General features: G+C 38.8%; 21 protein-coding genes, 1 tRNA gene and 1 riboswitch. Of the genes, 4 read left to right on the forward strand and 18 right to left on the reverse strand.

The genetic code is table 11. From position 1 onward, the window contains the following. Positions 1–229 precede the first annotated feature (229 nt). Positions 230–342, forward strand: a riboswitch (TPP riboswitch). A gap of 94 nt (positions 343–436) precedes the next feature. Genes AC3M61_RS07970 through AC3M61_RS07985 form a run of 4 tightly spaced genes read left to right on the forward strand, consistent with a single transcriptional unit; the run spans position 437 to position 4,566 of the window. Next, positions 437–1,264, forward strand: a complete 828-nt coding sequence (locus AC3M61_RS07970) for a sulfide-dependent adenosine diphosphate thiazole synthase (RefSeq protein WP_500780340.1) — start codon at positions 437–439, stop codon at positions 1,262–1,264. Further along, a complete protein-coding gene (gene thiC / locus AC3M61_RS07975; RefSeq protein ID WP_500780341.1) occupies positions 1,261–2,544 on the forward strand; it encodes a phosphomethylpyrimidine synthase ThiC in 1,284 nt (427 codons plus the stop codon). The genes AC3M61_RS07970 and thiC overlap by 4 nt, the downstream gene beginning before the upstream one ends. A 4-nt stretch (positions 2,545–2,548) precedes the next feature. Continuing rightward, positions 2,549–3,337, forward strand: coding sequence for a sugar phosphate isomerase/epimerase family protein (locus tag AC3M61_RS07980; protein ID WP_500780342.1), 789 nt, complete (start codon positions 2,549–2,551; stop codon positions 3,335–3,337). Next, the gene (locus AC3M61_RS07985) at positions 3,337–4,566 is read left to right on the forward strand and encodes a thiamine-phosphate synthase family protein (protein ID WP_500780444.1); all 1,230 of its coding nucleotides are present in this window, start codon (positions 3,337–3,339) and stop codon (positions 4,564–4,566) included. The genes AC3M61_RS07980 and AC3M61_RS07985 overlap by 1 nt, the downstream gene beginning before the upstream one ends. A gap of 67 nt (positions 4,567–4,633) precedes the next feature. Here AC3M61_RS07985 and AC3M61_RS07990 read toward each other — a convergent pair whose 3' ends face one another. The 18 genes from AC3M61_RS07990 to recJ form a co-directional block, all read right to left on the reverse strand. Beyond that, complete coding sequence (locus tag AC3M61_RS07990) at positions 4,634–5,188, reverse strand: ribosome hibernation promotion factor (protein ID WP_500780343.1); 555 nt, start codon at positions 5,186–5,188, stop codon at positions 4,634–4,636. A 4-nt stretch (positions 5,189–5,192) separates the two neighbouring features. Next, positions 5,193–5,675, reverse strand: a complete 483-nt coding sequence (locus AC3M61_RS07995; protein ID WP_500780344.1) for a hypothetical protein — start codon at positions 5,673–5,675, stop codon at positions 5,193–5,195. 3 nt (positions 5,676–5,678) lie between these two features. Next, positions 5,679–6,506 (reverse strand): DegV family protein, encoded by an 828-nt coding sequence (locus AC3M61_RS08000; protein ID WP_500780345.1) that lies wholly within the window; start codon positions 6,504–6,506, stop codon positions 5,679–5,681. Positions 6,507–6,546: 40 nt separating this feature from the next. Continuing rightward, complete coding sequence (locus AC3M61_RS08005; RefSeq protein WP_500780445.1) at positions 6,547–7,380, reverse strand: DegV family protein; 834 nt, start codon at positions 7,378–7,380, stop codon at positions 6,547–6,549. A 94-nt stretch (positions 7,381–7,474) separates the two neighbouring features. Continuing rightward, positions 7,475–7,762, reverse strand: coding sequence for a F0F1 ATP synthase subunit epsilon (locus tag AC3M61_RS08010; protein ID WP_500780346.1), 288 nt, complete (start codon positions 7,760–7,762; stop codon positions 7,475–7,477). Positions 7,763–7,827: 65 nt separating this feature from the next. Continuing rightward, positions 7,828–9,246 carry a F0F1 ATP synthase subunit beta gene (gene atpD, locus AC3M61_RS08015; protein ID WP_500780347.1) on the reverse strand — a complete coding sequence of 473 codons (1,419 nt, stop codon included), beginning with the start codon at positions 9,244–9,246 and terminating at the stop codon, positions 7,828–7,830. 53 nt (positions 9,247–9,299) lie between these two features. Next, the gene (gene atpG / locus AC3M61_RS08020) at positions 9,300–10,142 is read right to left on the reverse strand and encodes an ATP synthase F1 subunit gamma (RefSeq protein ID WP_500780348.1); all 843 of its coding nucleotides are present in this window, start codon (positions 10,140–10,142) and stop codon (positions 9,300–9,302) included. A 6-nt stretch (positions 10,143–10,148) separates the two neighbouring features. Beyond that, positions 10,149–11,672, reverse strand: a complete 1,524-nt coding sequence (gene atpA, locus AC3M61_RS08025; RefSeq protein WP_500780349.1) for a F0F1 ATP synthase subunit alpha — start codon at positions 11,670–11,672, stop codon at positions 10,149–10,151. A 4-nt stretch (positions 11,673–11,676) separates the two neighbouring features. Further along, the gene (locus tag AC3M61_RS08030; RefSeq protein WP_500780350.1) at positions 11,677–12,222 is read right to left on the reverse strand and encodes a F0F1 ATP synthase subunit delta; all 546 of its coding nucleotides are present in this window, start codon (positions 12,220–12,222) and stop codon (positions 11,677–11,679) included. Then, entirely contained in the window at positions 12,219–12,704 is a 486-nt protein-coding gene (gene atpF, locus AC3M61_RS08035; RefSeq protein WP_500780351.1) for a F0F1 ATP synthase subunit B, read from the reverse strand. The genes AC3M61_RS08030 and atpF overlap by 4 nt, the downstream gene beginning before the upstream one ends. A gap of 10 nt (positions 12,705–12,714) precedes the next feature. Beyond that, the gene (locus AC3M61_RS08040) at positions 12,715–12,987 is read right to left on the reverse strand and encodes a F0F1 ATP synthase subunit C (protein WP_500780352.1); all 273 of its coding nucleotides are present in this window, start codon (positions 12,985–12,987) and stop codon (positions 12,715–12,717) included. Positions 12,988–13,023: 36 nt separating this feature from the next. Continuing rightward, positions 13,024–13,896, reverse strand: a complete 873-nt coding sequence (gene atpB / locus AC3M61_RS08045; protein ID WP_500780353.1) for a F0F1 ATP synthase subunit A — start codon at positions 13,894–13,896, stop codon at positions 13,024–13,026. Beyond that, positions 13,893–14,267 (reverse strand): hypothetical protein, encoded by a 375-nt coding sequence (locus AC3M61_RS08050; RefSeq protein WP_500780354.1) that lies wholly within the window; start codon positions 14,265–14,267, stop codon positions 13,893–13,895. Before AC3M61_RS08050 ends, atpB begins: the two co-directional genes overlap by 4 nt. Further along, positions 14,260–14,610, reverse strand: coding sequence for an AtpZ/AtpI family protein (locus AC3M61_RS08055; protein ID WP_500780355.1), 351 nt, complete (start codon positions 14,608–14,610; stop codon positions 14,260–14,262). Before AC3M61_RS08055 ends, AC3M61_RS08050 begins: the two co-directional genes overlap by 8 nt. Positions 14,611–14,623: 13 nt before the next feature. Next, complete coding sequence (locus AC3M61_RS08060; RefSeq protein ID WP_500780356.1) at positions 14,624–15,718, reverse strand: M24 family metallopeptidase; 1,095 nt, start codon at positions 15,716–15,718, stop codon at positions 14,624–14,626. Positions 15,719–15,764: 46 nt separating this feature from the next. Next, positions 15,765–15,841: transfer RNA gene (locus AC3M61_RS08065), tRNA-Arg, on the reverse strand. Between the two features lie 13 nt (positions 15,842–15,854). After that, positions 15,855–16,520: a Holliday junction resolvase RuvX gene (gene ruvX / locus AC3M61_RS08070; protein ID WP_500780357.1), complete on the reverse strand. Its 666-nt coding sequence runs from the start codon at positions 16,518–16,520 to the stop codon at positions 15,855–15,857. 27 nt (positions 16,521–16,547) lie between these two features. Then, positions 16,548–19,508, reverse strand: coding sequence for a single-stranded-DNA-specific exonuclease RecJ (recJ, locus tag AC3M61_RS08075; protein ID WP_500780358.1), 2,961 nt, complete (start codon positions 19,506–19,508; stop codon positions 16,548–16,550). Between the last annotated feature and the right edge of the window lie 3 nt (positions 19,509–19,511).

Consider the following 19,511-nt stretch of genomic DNA (forward strand, 5'->3'; position numbering starts at 1 on the left):
TGTGGTTTAAACTGTCTTTTGTGATAAAGTTAACTTAAATACAATTAGATTATACTAAGTCTATGCTTATTTGTCAACTAACGTCTTACAATGTTTGGTCAATAAATCTTAGTTTTCCATGGAAATTAAGGATTTTTTCTAAATCTAATTATCAAAACGTTGTATTATTTTTTTCATTCTGTACTTGACGTGATTATATGGAAGTGATATATTGTATGTGAAAAAATTCAATAGCCCAGAGGGGAGCTCCATACTGCGGGGCTGAGAGGAAGGGGGCAACCCTTCGACCCTTTGAACCTGATCCGGGTAATACCGGCGGAGGGACATGGGCAATGCAAAGCTACAAATCTAATAAACTGCTTTTAACTAAAAAGTCCCTCCGAAAATTCGGAGGGACTTTGCTTTTTAAAAAAAGGTTGCATGGAGGTGTAAAACGATGAAGAAAGATTTGATTATCTCCAGGTTGATAGTTGAAAGTTTTTTTGAAAAGCTGAACAAAGCTTTGGAGGTAGACGTAGCTATTGCAGGTTGTGGTCCCAGTGCTCTTGCACTTTCTCTTGAGCTTTCGAAAAAAGGTTACAAGGTTGCAATTTTTGAAGCGAAGAACGAACCCGGCGGTGGTATTTGGGGTGGAGGAATGATGTTCAATGAGTTAGTGCTTGAAAGAGAATTGAAGGGCTATGTGGAAGAGCTTGGTATCAAATGCAAAGAATTTGGAGAATTTTTAGTTGTTGATTCTGTGCACTTTGCGTCTGCATTATTGTACCATACTACAAAAGCTGGAACGTTAGTATTTAACAATGTATTTGTCGAAGACCTTGTGATGTACGACAAGAGGGTTTCCGGAGTTGTAATAAATTGGATGCCAACAATTAGAGAAAGATTGCACGTTGACCCGATAAGTGTTATTGCAAAGTTTACAGTCGACGGGACAGGACATCCGGCTAATCTCGTAAGATTGCTTTCTAAGCGCGGAATTCTAGTTTCCGTTTCAGGTTCCACGGAAAATCTCTGTAGCTGCGGAACTGTTGAATATGAATTCCCAATGGATGCGGAAAATGGTGAGAAATTTGTTGTTGAAGGAACAAGAGAAATTTATCCTGGACTGTATGTGATGGGGATGGCCGCGGTAAGCGTTGGTGGAGGTCCAAGAATGGGACCTATCTTTGGTGGAATGATTTTGTCAGGTCTTAAAGCGGCGGAGCTAATAGAAGAGAGTTTGAGAAGAGAAGCAGTAAAAATTGATAAGGAGATGAAAATATGACGCAGCTTGAATCAGCACGTGCAGGGCTTATCACAAAGGAAATGAAGTATTGTGCTGAGTTCGAGGGTATCGAGTTCGAAAAACTCAGAGCACTGGTCGCCGAGGGAAAAGTCGTTATACCAAGGAATAAATTACACAATGTGAAAAGACCTATCGCGATAGGCGAACAAATGACAGTAAAGGTAAACGCCAATATAGGCACATCCGTAGGATATTCCTCACTAGAAGAAGAGTTAGAAAAATTAGAAGCAGCTTTAAATACAGGTGCCGATGCTGTAATGGTCTTATCTACCTGGGGTAATTTAACAGAAATGCGCAAGGAAATTGTTAAGAGAAGTCCTGTCCCGGTTGGTTCTGTTCCTATTTACGATTCAGCTGTGAAGGCTTATGCAGAAAAGAGGAACGTGGTGGATTTTTCTGAAAAGGATTTTATCAACATGGTTCTTCAGCATGCTGAAGACGGTATTGATTTTATGACAATTCATGTTGGGATAACAAAGCGAGTGTTGGAAAAACTGAAAAACTCAAAGAGAGTTTTGAAGATTGTCAGCCGTGGGGGTTCTATTATTGCTGGTTGGATGATTAAAAACAATAAGGAAAACCCATTTTACGAATACTTTGATGACATTTTACAAATTGCAAGGGAGTATGACATTACACTAAGCTTAGGTGATGGGATGAGACCAGGTGCTATTGTGGATTCTACGGATCCCCAGCAACTTGAAGAACTCTTTTTTATGCAAGAACTAGTTTTGAAAGCTTACGACGCTGGTGTACAAGTTATGTTGGAAGGTCCAGGACATGTTCCTTTGAATGAAATCGAACTGAATGTAAGGCTTATGAAAAAGATAGGATTGGGACGACCCATATTTCTTCTAGGACCACTCCCAACAGATAGAGGTGTTGGTTATGACCATATTGTTAGTGCAATTGGCGGGGCGTTAGCTGGTTATTATGGCTGTGATTTTCTATGCTATGTAACCCCTGCAGAACATGTAGGGTTACCGGATGCTGAGGAAGTAAAGGAAGGAGTGATTGCGGCAAAAATCGCAGCAGTTGTTGCAGATGTTGCACGCGGCAATAGAAAAGCAATGAAATTGGAAGAAGAAATGGCGAAAGCAAGAAGGGATTTTGACTGGAATAAGATGTTCAAACTTGCCATACATGCAGAAAGGGCTCAAAGAAAATTTGAGAAGATGAAATATACAGATGACGGTTGTTCTATGTGTGGACCTTTCTGTGCCATAAAAATAACTAAAGATTTTGCGGAGGAAAAATAGACAAATGAGGGGTTATCGCTGCAAAAAGAGGAAAGGGATTTCCACAAGCACTATTCGAGCAAATATACTAAAGATACACGAACTTCCTTTAATGGAATTGTATGAATTAACGTTTTTTCAAAAGCAAGACCTGGATATTTTGAAAGAATTTCTTGAGAAACGTGGTAAATCCTTCGGTATCCATTTACCTTTTGTTTTCAGATATGCATCAGTTCATCCAAATCCAACTTCATTAGATAAGAATTTGAGAAACGACACTTACGTAGTTAACATTGAGGGTGCAAGATTCGCCAAAAGTTTTGGTGCAGAATACGTTGTTGTTCACTTTCCAAATGCGAAACAAAAGGAAGCTTGGAAAGACGTTTACGGTATCGTTATGGAAAGCCTCGAACATTTCTATGAATTAAACAAAATTATTGAAACTCGGATAGAAAACGTTTATATGAACGATTATTTTCATTCAGCAGATGATTATTTATTTGTTCTTAAGGAGACTGGTTGCACAATGTGTTTAGACATCGGGCATTTATTAATTGACTCCGAAGTTTACAATTTTGACCCAGTTTCTTTTATTGAGAAATTGGCGGATTTAATAACTGAATTTCACATTTACTATGCTGATCCAAGAACCTATGAGGAATGCCACCATGCGCCGTGGGGGGATTCTTTCAACTTTAATAGAGTTTTAGATGTAATAAAGGAATTTGATGGTGTGGACTTTGTCGCAGAACCTTCTAACGACTGCCCTAAGTTGTTATTTAAACTTATGGAATTCTTGGAGGTGATGCTTTGATGAATGATATATCTGAAAAAAGAGTGATGGTAATTTCAGGGTTTGACCCATCGGCTGGTGCGGGGATTTTACAAGATATTAAGTCCTTAGCTCTATTGGGAATCAGTGCGCTTGGGGTTGTTAGTGCCTACACTATTCAAAATACCCACAAGGTTTTTCTTGCAAGATTCCGAAAATGGGAAGAAATAGATCAAGAATTATCTGTGCTCCCAGAACCGGATGTTGTAAAAGTAGGTTTGATATCTCCGGAGCTGCTTAGACTCATAAGAGAAAAATATCCATCAGCAGTCATCGTTTGGAACATAGTCTTACGTTCAAGTTCTGGCTATGATTTCGAACCACCTGAAATTGTCAAGGAGAACTTGGCTAACGCTGATTTCGTAATTCTGAACAATGAAGAGGCAGGTATATTAGGGTTAGAACCTTCAGATAGAGTTATCGTAACAGGAGGTCATGGAAAAGAACCTGGAAAAGTGATTGTAAAGTTTGATCGTCTTGCTTTTGAAACCACGCGATTACCAGGAAGATACCACGGAACGGGATGTGCATTTTCTAGCCTCTTTGCTGGTCATCTGTCTTTTGGTTATTCACCAGAAGAAGCGATAATGGCTTCCTTAGAACTGTTGCATAAAGTCTTAGAAAAAAGCAACGAGCAAGTGCAACCGGAAATGCTTGCAAGAGATTGGATGAAGTTTGACGTGTTGGATTCTTTAAATGGTGTAAAGGAAATGCTCTTGGCTGTTGGAGAAAAAACTGTTCCAGAGGTCGGACAAAACGTCTCGTATGCTTTGCCATGGTCGAAAGATGAATTTGAAGTTGCTAAATTTCCAGGAAGGATCCGACTAAAAGAAGGAAAACCTGTTTTCGTTTCAGACGCGTCATTTGCTGATCATTCACACACAGCAAGAATGGCACTTGTTGCAAAATCCTTTTCGCCCCATATAAGATGTGTCACAAATGTTAGGTATTGTCCTGAGTATATTGATAATGCTATCAAATCCGGCTTAACAGTTTTCAAATATGATAGAAATTCTGAACCGGAACATATCAAAAATGTTGATGGAAAATCAATGGAATGGATGATTCAACAAGCATTCAGAGCTTTTGGAAAGATACCTGATGTAATATATGATGAAGGATTCTGGGGAAAGGAAGCGATGATTAGGGTCTTTGGAAGAAACCCAAAGGAGGTAATGGAAAAGATAAAAAAGATTGTAGGAATTCTCTGAAACAACTTACTATATTTTATACAAAGTGCCCCGTTACGGGGCACTTTGCTTTTTAACTTTATTTACTTTATTCCTGGAATTCTATCAATCCGTATTTCCCGTTCTTTCTGTAAATCATATTTATCTCGCCGGTATCAACGTTCCTAAATACAAAGAACTGATGTCCCATAACATCCATCTGAGCAATTGCTTCTTCCAGTGTTGCTTGCATCAGGTAAACCCTCTTAACTGTATCTATTTTGTCTTCTTCTTCCTCGATTTCATATTTTGGAGCAAGTTCTTCAGCCATAGCTTCGGTTAGTCCCTTGACACTGGATTTATGATATGATTTGTGCAGTTCCCTTTCTCGCTTGATTGATTTTTCAAAAGCATCGCATGCAACGTCAATAACACCATAAATATCATTTGCTTTTTCCTGAACAACAATGTCTTTACCATTGAGGTGTGTCATCAACCTTAGGGTATAGTATGGTCCATCTTTGTCAAAACGCGCTTCGATGTTCACATCATCACGTGAAACAAAAGTTCCTAATGCTCTTTTGACTTTCTCTAACCTTTCGTTAAGATAAATTTCGATAGCTTCTGATAGTTCAAAGCCGCGAGCGAATGTCTTGATGTCCATAGAATCACCTCCGTATGATTTGTTCGTTCAGCTCAGTCACAAGCTCCATCGTGTAGAAAGACAAAGTGATAAGGAAATAAGAGACCAATTTACCAACAAACAATTGCTCTTCTCCAAGAATAAACTTCTTTGCAGTCATAATCAAAGCAATGATAAGTGCTGCAGTTACTAAGAAAAGAAACGGAACAAAGTAGGACATAAAAGCAAAGACTAATGTGAACGTAAGGTATAGATTTGCAAGAGCATAGAGCTTTTCATCGGTATTTTTGAACCATTTTGAAATAACCACACTAATACCCACAACACCAATAAAGAAAACCGTATTCGCAATCCCGATAAAGACTTTCACTACTGGATGGTTAATGAAAAAGAACGCATTAGAAATTATCGATAGGACGAAACCTAACGAAAAAATCACAGACGAAAAAACTATAAAGTCTTTTGAAGACTTTTCCTCGATAACGCTGTTTAAATAATCTTTAATCATCAACTAAAACCCCCTTCCAACTACTAGTCCAAATACCTCTGGCCCAACATGTGCAGCAATTGCTGGTCCTATTCGTGCTATCGAGTGAACATTGAACCCTTCCAAGAGTTTGTCGAGATGTTCTTTCACGTAGGAAACTCCGTATCCGCCAATTACAATAGGATTTTCAATTTTTGCCATAAATTCTTTAGTAAGTTCTCTCATCCGTCTTATAAGTCCATCATGTGTTCTTTCCATTCCTAACGAAGCAGTATAACCATCTTCTGTTGTTGTAAGAATAGGTTTAATCCTTAAAAGTTTCCCAAGAAGTGCCTTCGCGTGTCCTATCCTTCCCCCACGTTCGAGATATTCAAGTGATGAGACTGAAAAAACCAATAAACTATCTTTCACAAATGTATCGACAAGTTCCTGCGTAACTTTCAAACCATTTTCCGCAGCTTTAATAACCCGATACAAAACATAAGTCGTTTTTACACTTCCACTTTTGGAATCTAAAACTGTTACATTTTTCAGATTTTCTTCCTTAACGATAGATGAAACAGTATCATACGTTCCACTTAGTTTCTGAGATATTGTAACTACGTATACGTTTTCATACTCTTTTGAGTTTTTTGTCAGTTTTTCTCTCATCATTTCAGGTTTCGGTTGTGATGTTGAGACCTTTGCTCCGGAGAGACATAAGTTATAAAACTGCTCATCAGTTATCGTTACCTTATCGATGTATTCCGTATTATCTACATACACGCGCAGTGGAAACATATCAGTCGGAACTCCAAATTCGAGACCAGGTTGATAATCTACAGAACTGTCGAAAAGGTATATATTCTTCATAAGCTCCCCCTTCCTCAGGGCACAACAGTGATAGCATAAATCAGAAATCTAAGCCCAGGAGTATTCCGAAACCTTCTTTACCAACATGAGTTGTAACAGCGGGTCCAATGTCAACAAAGTAAGGTTTTACATCATATAGTTGTGCCACTTCATAGATAAAGTCTTTGTAATCTTCTTTACCAACTGCCGCGTAAATCCTAATTCCTTTTTCTATTTTTCGTGCTTTTTCAACGAATTCTTCTGCTTTTTCTTTGATTACCTCTTTTACTTTCTTGATGCCTATAGACTTTTGTACCAACTGGACCTCACCGTCTCGAGCTATAGTGAGAATAGGTTTTACATGGAGCATTTTACCCAATAGCGAAGTAATCTTCCCAATTCTCCCACTTTTTTGAAGCTGTGTTACATCGAAAACGGCTATTAAAAAGAGCGAGTCATCTCTATATGATATTATATCATCTTCCTCTATTTTTTTACCAAGCTCTATATCTTTTAACATCCTCTCTAAAACGTAAGTATTCTGTATACTAACACTTTTTGAATCAAAAACAAAAACATTCTCGTATTTGTTTGCTATTGTGTAGAAAAGATTGTATGTTCCGCTAAGGATTGATGAGATTGACAAAACGTAAACAACATCATATTTTTTGTGCAGTTCATGAAAAGTCTTTTCAACTACATCAACGCGCGGTAAGGAGGTTTCCACTTTTTCACCCTTCTCAATTGCCTCAAGTATCTTGTCTGTTATATCATCTGAATCGTCGAGTTCCTCGTCATTTATAAACACCCGAACAGGTATGGTGTATATCTCAATATCTGTGTGGAAATCTTTCCTCAATTTCGTTGTACTATCTATAACAACAGCACTTTTCAGACTTCTTCACCTCTTCGTTAAAGATATTAGAAATTGACCAAAATATTCACCTGAATTAGTTGAACTAACAATCTTAAGTTGACTTTATTCTTCCTTATTCTTCCTTTCGAAACCTGTGTGGATCAAATTCTTCAGGTTTTCCAACTTCTTCAGTAAGTATCACTACGTTACTATTACCATCGCAGTGGAGGAATCCATCAATTACCTTTAGCTTTTCTTCGCCTTCTTCGGTTTGAATACGAACATCTGAAATCGATAGCTTTGTAATAATGGGTGCTCTCTTATCGAGAACACCCATTTCACCTTCGACAGTTTTAAAAACTATCAATTTTGCATTATTAAACTCGACAATTTTGTATGGAGTAACTATCTTTATTTTCATCGAGCTCAACTCCTAATCAAGCTTTTTTCACAGGTAAATGTTCAATTTGACTTGGTGATTCTATGTCATATAACCGCTGATTTCATTAGTTTCTTAGCCTTTTCCACTGCTTCATCTATTGTCCCGACCATGTAGAAGGCAGCTTCTGGAAGGTCATCGTATCTACCTTCCAGTATTTCTTTGAAACCTCTAATTGTTTCTTTAATCGGAACGTAAACTCCTGGTATTCCAGAGAATCTCTCAGCAACGTGTGTTGGTTGAGTTAGAAACCTTTGGATTTTTCTTGCCCTTTGAACTATCAATTTATCTTCTTCAGAGAGTTCTTCCATACCAAGTATAGCAATTATATCTTGCAGGTCTTTATACCTTTGTAGCACTTCTTGGACACCACGGGCAACTTCGTAGTGTTCTTTACCAACGATGTTTGGATCAAGTATCTTTGATGTAGAATCAAGTGGGTCAACAGCTGGATAAAGACCAAGTGCTGCAAGTTGCCTTGAAAGAACTATTGTAGCATCCAAATGTGTGAAAGTTGTTGCTGGAGCAGGGTCTGTAATATCATCAGCAGGAACGTATATAGCCTGAACAGATGTGATTGAACCTTTCTTTGTTGATGTTATTCTTTCTTGCAATTCACCCATATCGGTTGATAGTGTCGGCTGATATCCAACGGCTGATGGCATCCTTCCAAGCAAAGCAGAAACTTCACTACCGGCCTGGACAAACCTGAAGATATTGTCAATGAAAAGCAACACATCTCTACCTTCAACATCCCTGAAGTATTCGGCTATCGTCAACGCTGTAAGAGCAACTCTAAACCTTGCTCCCGGTGGTTCGTTCATCTGACCGAAGACAAGAACAGTGTTGCTTAGAACTCCTGCTTCTGACATTTCAAGGTAGAGGTCATTTCCTTCCCTAGTTCGTTCACCAACACCAGCAAATATGGAAAAGCCATGGTGCTCAATCGCTATGTTTCGAATCATTTCCATAACAAGCACCGTTTTTCCAACACCTGCACCACCGAAGAAACCTATCTTACCACCTTTCGGGAATGGAGCAAGCAAATCAATGACCTTCAAACCCGTTTCGAGGATTTCTATCTCTGTCTTTTGCTCTGTTATACTTGGAGCAGGTCTGTGGATGGGCCAGAATTCTACATCTTTTAGTTCACCCTGCTCATCTATTGGTTCACCAATTACATTGACCATTCTTCCCAAAACTCCACGTCCAACGGGTGCTTTTATCGGCTCGCCGGTATTTTCTACTTCTAACCCTCGGACCAAACCATCAGTGCTGTCCATAGCAACAGTTCTAACAGTATTATCACCAATGAGCTGTTCTACTTCAAGAATAAGTTTTCTACCGGTTTGTGGATTTATTACTACAAGTGCATCGTATATGTCTGGTAGTTCACCTTCTTGGAACTTTACATCTACTACCGGTCCTATTACCCTTACAATTTTACCTACAGACTTTTTGGACACGCTTACCACGCTCCTTTTTTGTTAACACCTCGAGAGTTACTATTTGCTATTGTTTATTCTTCCTTCAACGCATCTGCACCAGTCACTATTTCTATGAGTTCTTGGGTTATAGATGCTTGGCGTGCTTTGTTGTATTCGATAGTTAACAGCCTAACAACCTCTTCTGCGTTTTCTGTGGCGTTTCTCATCGCATTCTGACGTGCGTAGAGTTCGCTTATTTTTGTTTCAAAAGCCAATGCGTATAAGACACTTGAGGCATAGAACTCTACTAGTGAGTTCTGGAAGTTTTCTTCCGCTGGTTCAAATTCGTATCTATCACCTTTTTCAGAAGGTTCCTCTTTGGAACTTTCTTCTACCTTTATTGGCGTTAAAACGTAAACATCTGGAATTTGTGCTAGCTTGTTTTTAAACTTTCCATATACGACCTTTACTGTCCCAACACCGTTTGACAGTAAATCATTAATCAAAGTCTTTGTGAAATCGAAAGTTGGAGTTTCGTAAACATGTTCGTATATTCGAACAACCTTTGGATTGCTTCTAAAGATAGGTGCAATCTTCGCTCCGACGATGTAAAGTTGGTCAAAGTTCTCTTTTTTATCAAGATATATCGCTTTCTTTGCGATTTCCGTTGGGAATGACCCGCATAAACCCATATCTGTCCCTATAACAACGAGTGCCTTTTTACCTTCCCCTGTCACAAACGGATGTTTTACTTCAAAATGAACACGGGCTGCTATCTTCTTTGTTTCATTCAAAAATTCCCGCGCCATTTGCAATCTCTTTTCAACCTTTTTAATACGCGCAGTTGAAACCATCTCCATTGCTTTTGTTATCTTCTTCAACGACTGGGTAGCGTTAATTTTTCTTTTAATCTGGAGTAATTTACCTCGACTCATTCAACATCACTTCCCATAAACTTTTACAAACTCTTCTTTGAACTCCTTGATTATCTTGTGTAGTCTTTCCTCAAGTTCTTTTGATGTTTGCTTGGTCGTTCTTATTTCATCAAGGACATCTTTGTACTTTTCTTTCACAAACTTTAAGAATCCATCTTCGAACGGTCGAACTGCTGAGACTGGTAAATCATCGAGGTAGCCATTAACTCCGGCAAAGAGTACAACTACCTGTTCTTCAACTTCCATAGGACTGTATTGAGGCTGTTTCATAAGTTCCATTAACCTCTGACCTCTTGTTATTTGTGCTTGAGTTGCTGGGTCGAGCTCTGTAGCAAACTGTGCAAATGTTTCAAGTTCACGATACTGTGCTAAATCAAGTTTAAGTGAGCCAGCGACTTGTTTCATAGCCTTTATTTGTGCCGCTCCACCAACACGTGAAACGGAAAGACCTATGTTAACAGCGGGTCTTTGTCCTGCATAGAAGAGGTTCGGTTCAAGGTATATTTGACCATCGGTAATCGAAATAACGTTTGTTGGGATATATGCAGAGATATCGTTTGCTTGCGTTTCAATTATCGGAAGAGCTGTAAGAGAACCTCCTCCGTATTTTTCATTAAGACGCGCTGCACGTTCTAATAACCTTGAATGCAGATAGAAAACATCTCCGGGATAAGCTTCCCTTCCTGGTGGCCTTCTAAGTAACAGCGAAATTTGCCTATAAGCAACAGCATGTTTGGATAAGTCGTCGTAAACTACGAGCGCGTCCTTGCCGTTAAACATGAAGTATTCTCCCATTGCACAACCAGCATATGGTGCAAGGTATTGTAGTGTTGCAGGATCTGAGGATGATGCAACAACAACAATTGTGTATTCCATTGCACCTGTTTGCCTGAGTTTTTCAACTATTCGGGCAACGGCTGACGCTTTCTGTCCTATCGCCACGTAAATGCAGTAAACACCTTTCCCTTTTTGGTTGATAATGGTGTCTATAGCTATTGCTGTCTTTCCAGTCTGTCTGTCTCCAATTATTAATTCCCTTTGCCCTCTTCCAATTGGTATCAAAGAGTCTATAACCTTAAGTCCTGTCTGGAGTGGCGTATCAACAGGTTTTCTGTAAATAACACCTGGTGCTTTAAATTCAACAGGACGTGTCTGACTGTATTCAATGGGTCCAAGCCCGTCAAGTGGTTCTCCAAGAGGATTTACAACGCGTCCCAGAAGCCCCTCGCCAACAGGAACTTCCATGATTCTATTTAGTCTTCTGACCGTATGACCTTCTTTTATCTCTTTGTAATCACCAAGGATTATGATACCAACGTTATCCTCTTCTAAGTTGAAAGCCAAACCTTTAGTTCCGGTTTCTACGAACTCGACCATTTCGTTTGCCATCACGTTATTCAATCCATAAACTCTTGCGATACCATCTCCAACTTGAATTACCTTTCCAACATCTTCAAGCTTTATTTCTTCTTGATACTCTGCTATTTTACTTTCCAAAACTCTTACAATCTCTCCAGGGTTTAATCTCAAGGTATCACCCCTCTCTTCTTAGCACGTTACGGGCTAAATTCTCAAGTCTGCCTTTGATACTTGCATCGAACCTTTTTCCGGCAAATTCCATAACGACACCTGCTATTAAATTCTCATCTACGGTAACATGGAACACAGGTTCTCTTCCTGTGTGTTTCTTAACAAATTCCGATAACAGTTTTTCTTCTTCAGTACTCAATTCCTTTGCTGTAGTTAAGTCAACAGGTATCAACCCTTTATCTTCAAGGACAGTGTAATCAAAGAACGTAAGTATTTGTTTGATGTACTTCAGTCTTTTGTTACTTATCAATAGATAAACAAAACGACTAAAAGGCTGGTCTGCAGGAAAACCTAATTCGCTCATTAATTGACAAACAACCTGAGCACGCTTTTCAGGCTTTATTGCCTGGTTGTTTAAAAAGACAGACATATAGTCGTATATCTGCACCAACACTTTGAGCCTGTCTTTGTATTCTTCTGTCTTGTTATTAACTTTTGATACATTGTACAAAGCCATTGCGTATTTACTAGCTATAGCTGAATACATCATTTTTCATACTCCCTTATGATTTTCATAAGGTATTCTCTTTTTGCTTTTTCATCCACAACATCCTTTAAAACCTTCATTGCAAGGCTAATTGCAAGTTCAGTTGCAATAGATTGAACTTGGGAAATGGCTTCCTGTCTTTGCCTTTCAATTTCTGATTGAGCATTGATAATTATTTTTTCAGCTTCTTTTTGAGCTCTTTGTTTTGCATCCTCGATTATTTTTTCAGCTTCTCTCTCTGCCGCAGCGATGACCTGCTCTGCTTTTTGACGAGCAGCCTTAAGTTCCTCTTCGGCTTGTTTTTTCATAGCATCCGCACTCTTACGAAGTTGCTCAGCTTCGGCTAAATCGCTTTCTATTTTCTCTCTTCTCTTATCCATCATCGAGAAGAAGGGTTTATAAAGAAGCTTGTTCAGCATCCATAGCAAAAATAAAAAGCTAAGGAGCTGAACAACAGCTGTCAAATTAATTTCAAAAAGATCCATAAGGATCGCCTCACAATGCGAAGAGTATCAAAAACGCGATAACAAGAGAATAAATACCAGTTGTTTCGGCAATAGCGTCGGCAAGAATCATACGTGTTGTTATTACGTTTGTTAACTCCGGTTGTCTTGCGATAGCATCCATAGCATGTGCACCAACGTTACCTTCACCGATACCAGGACCGATAGCACCAATACCCATAGCAAGTCCTGCACCTATAGCCTTCCCCGCAACTGCAATAGCTTTTGTAAGTTCACTGATAACTTCAGGTGTGAGTTGTTCCATAAATACTCCCTCCTCATAGTAAGTTTTTGAACTTAATCACCCTTCGATTTGTGAAGACATATAAGCAATTGCCAATGTTGAAAATACGAATGCTTGAATTAAACCTGAGAATATTCCGAAGTAAGCCCATAGGAAAGGTGGTAAGAACATGTACTTGACTAAATAACTAATGACCAAAACAAGTATACCACCACCTGTTACATTACCAAAAAGACGCATTGCATGTGACAAAGGTTTAGCAAGCTCTCCAACGATGTTCATTGGTAGCATAAATGCAACAGGCTCAAGAAATGCTTTTAACCATCCTTTCACGCCTTTTGTCTTTATCGCAAAATACTGGCTGATTACGAATACCATAACTGCATATGTAAGGTTCGTATTTAAATCACCTGTGGGTGGGAACCATGTATCGCTGAAAAGAACAAATTTAACAGTCCGTGCACCATTCTCAGCTATAGAAACATCTGCAGATATTCCTGGAATGAAACCACCAATAAGGTTCGAAACTGCAATGTATATGAACAAAGTCATAGAGATTTTGAAAACACTTCTTGCATATTTCTCATTTGGAACACTACTTTCAACAATCTCGTATAAGAAATCCATTAAAGATTCGGCAAAAGCTTGTTTTCTACTGGGTATGAGAGAAAATTCTTTATGAACTGACCTTGCAAAAGCGAGTATTACGATAATTACAACAAAAGACATAACTACCGTCATAGGGTTGATACGGTAATACCACGCGTTTGTTGGACCAAACTGCACAATCCAACGATTAGCTATGTTCTTAAGAGCCTCTGAAGGAGGAGCAGTCAAAAGCTTCGCATTTAAAAGTCCGACTGTTATGTAAATTATGAGAAAAACAGTTAGTTGTATTTTTGCTTTCGTACTCATTTTCTTTTTGCTCAAGGTTTCCACCTCCAGGCAAAGAGAAATACCACTATTTTCAAACTCATCAGTCCTGCAAAAACCCCCAGTATGCCTTCTGCCGGATTTTTCAAAATAAATGATGCTAACAAGAATAACGATGCATAAAGAGCATATCTTAAAAAGTATCCAGTCCTAAGGTATCCTTTCCCAAATTTGATAAATCGGTCCTTTGTTGTAACGCTTGATATTAATCCAATTATAACACCAACCTCGCCAATTAATACACCTAAAGCAAAGCTAAAACGCCTCAATAACACACCTAAAAGAAGAATTACGAAAGAAACCAGTAAAGAATAGATTATTATCCTTACCACAAATCGCAGAACATCATAACTTGGAGAGTTACTCATCTTTTTCATCTTCCCTGTGCTTATGCTCGCGGTTCTTCAAGTCAGTTGCTCTGTCGTTTCCACTATCAACATTATCTATTTTATCATATCTTTCCAGCTCTTTAACCAGGTACTTTATACCGTTATAAACCCCTGATAAAGTTCCAAGAACTATGAAGATTATTTTAAAAACTCTTGCTGTCGAGAACAAATTATCTAAAAACGCACCAAGAACAAAACCAACTAAGATATTTGCTATAATCGTGAATCCTAAACTGGATATAAGATTCAGTTTTGATAATTCTTTACCGATGCCTTTGCCTTGGTGTGGTTCTTTTACACCTTTGCTATGTTCGCCAAACACAATTTTCATTCCCTTAGATGATTATCAATTCTCTTGTTAGAGTTGTTAAGACCTCACAGCCATTCTCTCTCACAACGACATCTTCTTCAATTCTAATACCGAATTCACCTTCGAGGTATATACCAGGCTCGACAGTAACAACCTGCCCTGGTTGTAGAGGTTTATCCCATCTGAAACTGAGACTTGGATTTTCGTGGACTTCAAGTCCCAACCCGTGACCTAAGCCATGGCCAAAGTATTCCCCATATCCAGCTTCTTGAATATAGTTTCTCGCTATAGCATCTATCTCTCTTCCGGTAACGCCAGCTTTTATAGCTTCCAAAGCTTTTTGCTGGGCTTCAAAGACTATCCTGTGCACTTCTTTAACTTTTGAGTTTGGTTCACCGATACAAAACACACGCGTTAGGTCACTATTGTAACCCTTATATCTTGCACCCCAATCAACGACCACAGGTTCACCTTTCTCAATAGTTTTGTCAGAAGCACGCCCGTGTGGAAGCGCTCCCCTGTAACCGGAAGCAATAATAGTATCAAATGCTATATCATCTGCTCCCAACAGTTTCATCTGATACTCGAGATATGCCGCAAGTTCTCTTTCTTTTATTCCCGGTTTGACAATTTCCAGCATCTTTTTGAAAGCTTCTTGTGCGATTTCAACAGCAATTTTCATTGTTTCAATTTCATCCTCATCCTTAACAGACCTCACATCAACAACCAACGAAGATATATCCTCAAATTCACAATCTGGGAGCTTTTCTTTGAGTGTATCGTAAATACTTGAAGAGATGCGCTCTTTTTCTAAAGCCAACTTTCTCAAGTCGAGATTTCTAATCAGCTCAACAATGGTATCCAAAAAGCTTCTTGGTGGAACATACTTAACAAGTTCAAAAGTGCTTTCTTCTTTAACTTGTACCCAATACCTAGAATCTGTTATTATTATGTGCCTTCTTGGAGTAATCAAAAGTGCGGAAAAACTTCCCGTAAACCCAGATAAGTATCGCGTGGTAACACTGTTGGAATTTTCAATGTTTATGACAAGAATGGCATCTACATCCTTTTCGAAAACACGCGCTTTTACCTTCTCGAGTTTTGAATTTGTAGGTTTCATAAAGTTGCCTCCTTCTATCTTAAGCGTTATTTTGTATCGAAATTGTTGGCGTGCTCGGCGGGACTTGAACCCGCAATCTTCGGATCCGGAGTCCGACGCTCTATCCAATTGAGCTACGAGCACGCACTAACACAGCTTATTTTACCACAACTTTGAAAAAAAGGACTATTTCCTGCGAATTTTTAATATCTAATTCCGATATAACCTGTCTATTTTCTATGTTCATTATAACGTACTCTGGAGCTTTTTCAAGATTTACCACAGCTTCTCGAAAGTCTCGCCAAATCCTATAAACGAAAACTCCGTGTTTAAAAAGGGTATAAGCAATGTATGGGTCTTTTGAAAATCCAATACCTTCTTTTACAGAAAATGATTCATCGTAAGGGACCTCTACAAACACTGCAAAATTACAAGAAACTGGTTGCGCTTCTATCACTTTGTGTTCTTTCAATTCAATAGCTCTATCTGGATTTTGAATGTACTCAAAGAGCAGTTGTTCTGCACTGAATCTATCGTCGTCTCTTTTCTCGAAAGACTTTGCCATCTTTGTGGTTACTCTCTCGTCAAGCAACAAAACCTTTTTTCCTGAATTTTTGATTTTCAGAGCAAACTTGATTACTTCAAATGTTTGTGTCGAGTAGTTTCCGCTCATGGAAAGAGGTAAACCGAACAAAACTGTGTCAAATCTCTCGATTTTCTTTACCAAATCTGCGGTTTTTATCGTTCCACTCTCAGCTACAAAGACACTACCTATTGCATATCCACACTTACTCTTTCCGTAATCAATTGCTATCAATGCCATTTTTTCAACTGCTCCTATATTGAAGACTTAGACAATCAGTTCTGCATCGTAAAGATACCTTTCATCGATAAGCTTAAACATTTCTTTGACGTTGAGTGACTCTATTTGCAAGGTGTAGCGTTCAAAATATCCTAACTCTATGTCCCGTTCCTTAAGTCTTGTTATTTTTTCAGGCTCAAAGTCAACAGCACAAACAAGGTTTTCCTTGATACCAGCAAGGTCCTTGTAAACACTTTTGATAACACCCTTTGGCACATTGTAATTAGTAAGGAATTGTTCAAATTCCTCTAATTTCATTGGTAGGTATACGTTGAGTTCTTCCACAATTCTCTCCAATTCTTCTTTCGTTGGGAAAAGTTTCCTGAGCGAATCACGTTTCCTAGATACGTCTTGAGTCGAGTAGTTCAGTTGCAAGAGTATGTTTCCCTCGCCGCTCACAGTGTCTATTATCTCACTCAAAGTATACGGGAAGTCAAAAAGCCTTACTTCGACCTTTCCAAAAAGCGAAGGTAATGAATCATTGTTGGTAGAAGAAATAAGTTTTTTTACCTTTCTTTTCCTCACTAAATGCGAAATTATCAGTCTCTGGAATGGCTCGAGTTGAGACGAGTAAAAAACAGTATCTCTGCTCGATACACGCTTTATGTAATTATTGAAGAACACTTCTACTGAATTGTGTGTTGAAAATAGATAAACCAATGCAGAATTAGAATTGTTTAATGATTTCGGTTGATTTCTTTTATCTTCAATTGAAAAATCGCTCTTCCCGTTAACTTCATAACTTGGGAGATTAGTTTCAAATGTATATAGCGTTGTGAAAAACGCAGTTTTTCCAAACCTTCTTAAAACCTTTTCATAAAGATTCGGGTCAAAGTTCCTCAAAAAATGAATTTCGTTAAGCACAATGAAATCGAAATCATAAAGGTTATCTACAAATTTTTCTGCGTAAACAGCATTAGTTACCAAATGTCTGCCTATTATACGATTGATAGAATTTGCAAGGGTCAGTCCAGGAATGTTGTGTCTTTGCAGGCTTTCGTAGACATGCATCGCCTCCGTGCTTGAAGGATTAATAATGAGGGTTCTTCCCTTTCTCATCAAATGGAAGAAAAAGGCATTTCTATACGGTATATCGAAACGTATCAATGCAGGCCTCTTAATTTCAACAAGTTCAGCAATGCGCGGCAGTCTTTGGTATATGTCATCTTCTATCCGTTGATGGTCGTAATCTTCTTCTCTTTGCTGTCGCCAGTTCGATATAAACGAATGTATAAATGTCCTGTCTGCTAAGTCCTCATCGTTAACATGTGTCACTTTTAAGTCTATTAAATTCAGTTGCAAACCGCTTTCTCCCATTCTCAGATTGCCAACGACATCCATTCTAAGAAATTGTGGTTGCAATCCATACAATTCAGATGGTTGAATTTTCAACCCAAAACCGACACCTTCTATGCTTTTGTTATTACCCTTTAACGTTACTCGAACATTGTACCCAGTTTCCCCGAAGATTTTGAATCTTTCAACAGCACTGTTTTGAATTAGAAACACTGGTTCCGGGTTACCGTGCCCATATGGTTCGAGCAATTCAATAGCCCTTATTATACCATCATTAATCTCATCGATTGTTATCTTCTCGTCTATCATAACAACAGGCTCAACTTTTACATCGTCTTCCGTTATATGCGTTTTGATAGCCTCTATTAGTTCTGGTATTTTCTCTTCTTTCAGGCTAAATCCCAGTGCCATTGTATGACCACCAAAATCTTCAAAAATATCTCTAAACCTTTCGAGAAGTTCTATAATATTTACTCCCTGAACGCTCCTTGCAGAACCTCTTGCAACACCACCTTCTTCAATAGAAATAACCATAACAGGTTTATTATACAGATGAACAAGCCTTGTAGCAACTATTCCGATAACACCTAAGTGCCACCCGTGACCGTATGCAACAACTATTGGAAGCGAACTGAGACCATTTTCTTCAACCATTTGGACTGCTTCGTTGTATATCTTTGCTTCAATGCTTTGTCTTGTCACATTGTAACCTAATAAAAGCTCGGCAAGTTCGGTAGCACTTGCTTCGTCCTTTGTTATGATTAGCTTGAAGGCATCATCCGGGGAATCAAGCCTTCCAGCAGCGTTGAGTTTTGGGGCTATCCTATAGCCGATATCACGTGAACTTATCATAGATATTCCAAGTTTTTGTACCAAACGAACAATACCAAGCTTTGCAGTATTGTTTAGTCTTTTAAGACCTTCCTTAACTATATAACGGTTTTCGTCAAGCAACTCCACCATGTCAGCAACGGTTCCCAACGCCACCAGGTCAAGCAATTCATCAACAACTGCTGGATGAATGTTAAGCTTTTCAGCCAGCGCAGATACTAATTTATAAGCAACTCCAACGCCTGCGAACTCTTTGAATGGATATTCCTCGTCGTGACGTTTGGGGTTAACAATAGCATCCGCATTTGGGAAGGTTTCTTTGGGTTGGTGGTGGTCAGTAATCACAACTTTCATTCCCAATTCTTTCGCTTTATCAACAGCTTCAAATGCTGTAATTCCACAGTCTACAGTTAAGAGAACCCTTGCGCCATTTTTATAAGCATCTTCTACAAACTGCGACTGGATTCCATAACCATCATCCGCACGCTTAGGAATGAAATAATCTACATCCCAACCATTTTCCGAAAGGAAGGTGTATAATACGGCGGTTCCGGTTATACCGTCAACATCGTAATCTCCGTGAACAACAACTTTCTCATGGTTATCCCTTGCTTTTAGCAAAATCTCCGTAGCTTTGTCCATGTCTTTCATTAGGAACGGTGAACGCAATATCTTCCTTGTCGGATACAAGAAATTCTTAGCTTCTTCAGCTGTTTTTATACCTCGAAGCACCAACAATTTTGCCACCAAACGATCAATTTCCAGCTCCCTAGCGAGCTGGTCAACAAGTGCCTCATTAACTTCTCTTATTTCCCATCTCATCAG

The sequence above is a fragment of the Fervidobacterium sp. genome (assembly GCF_059913585.1).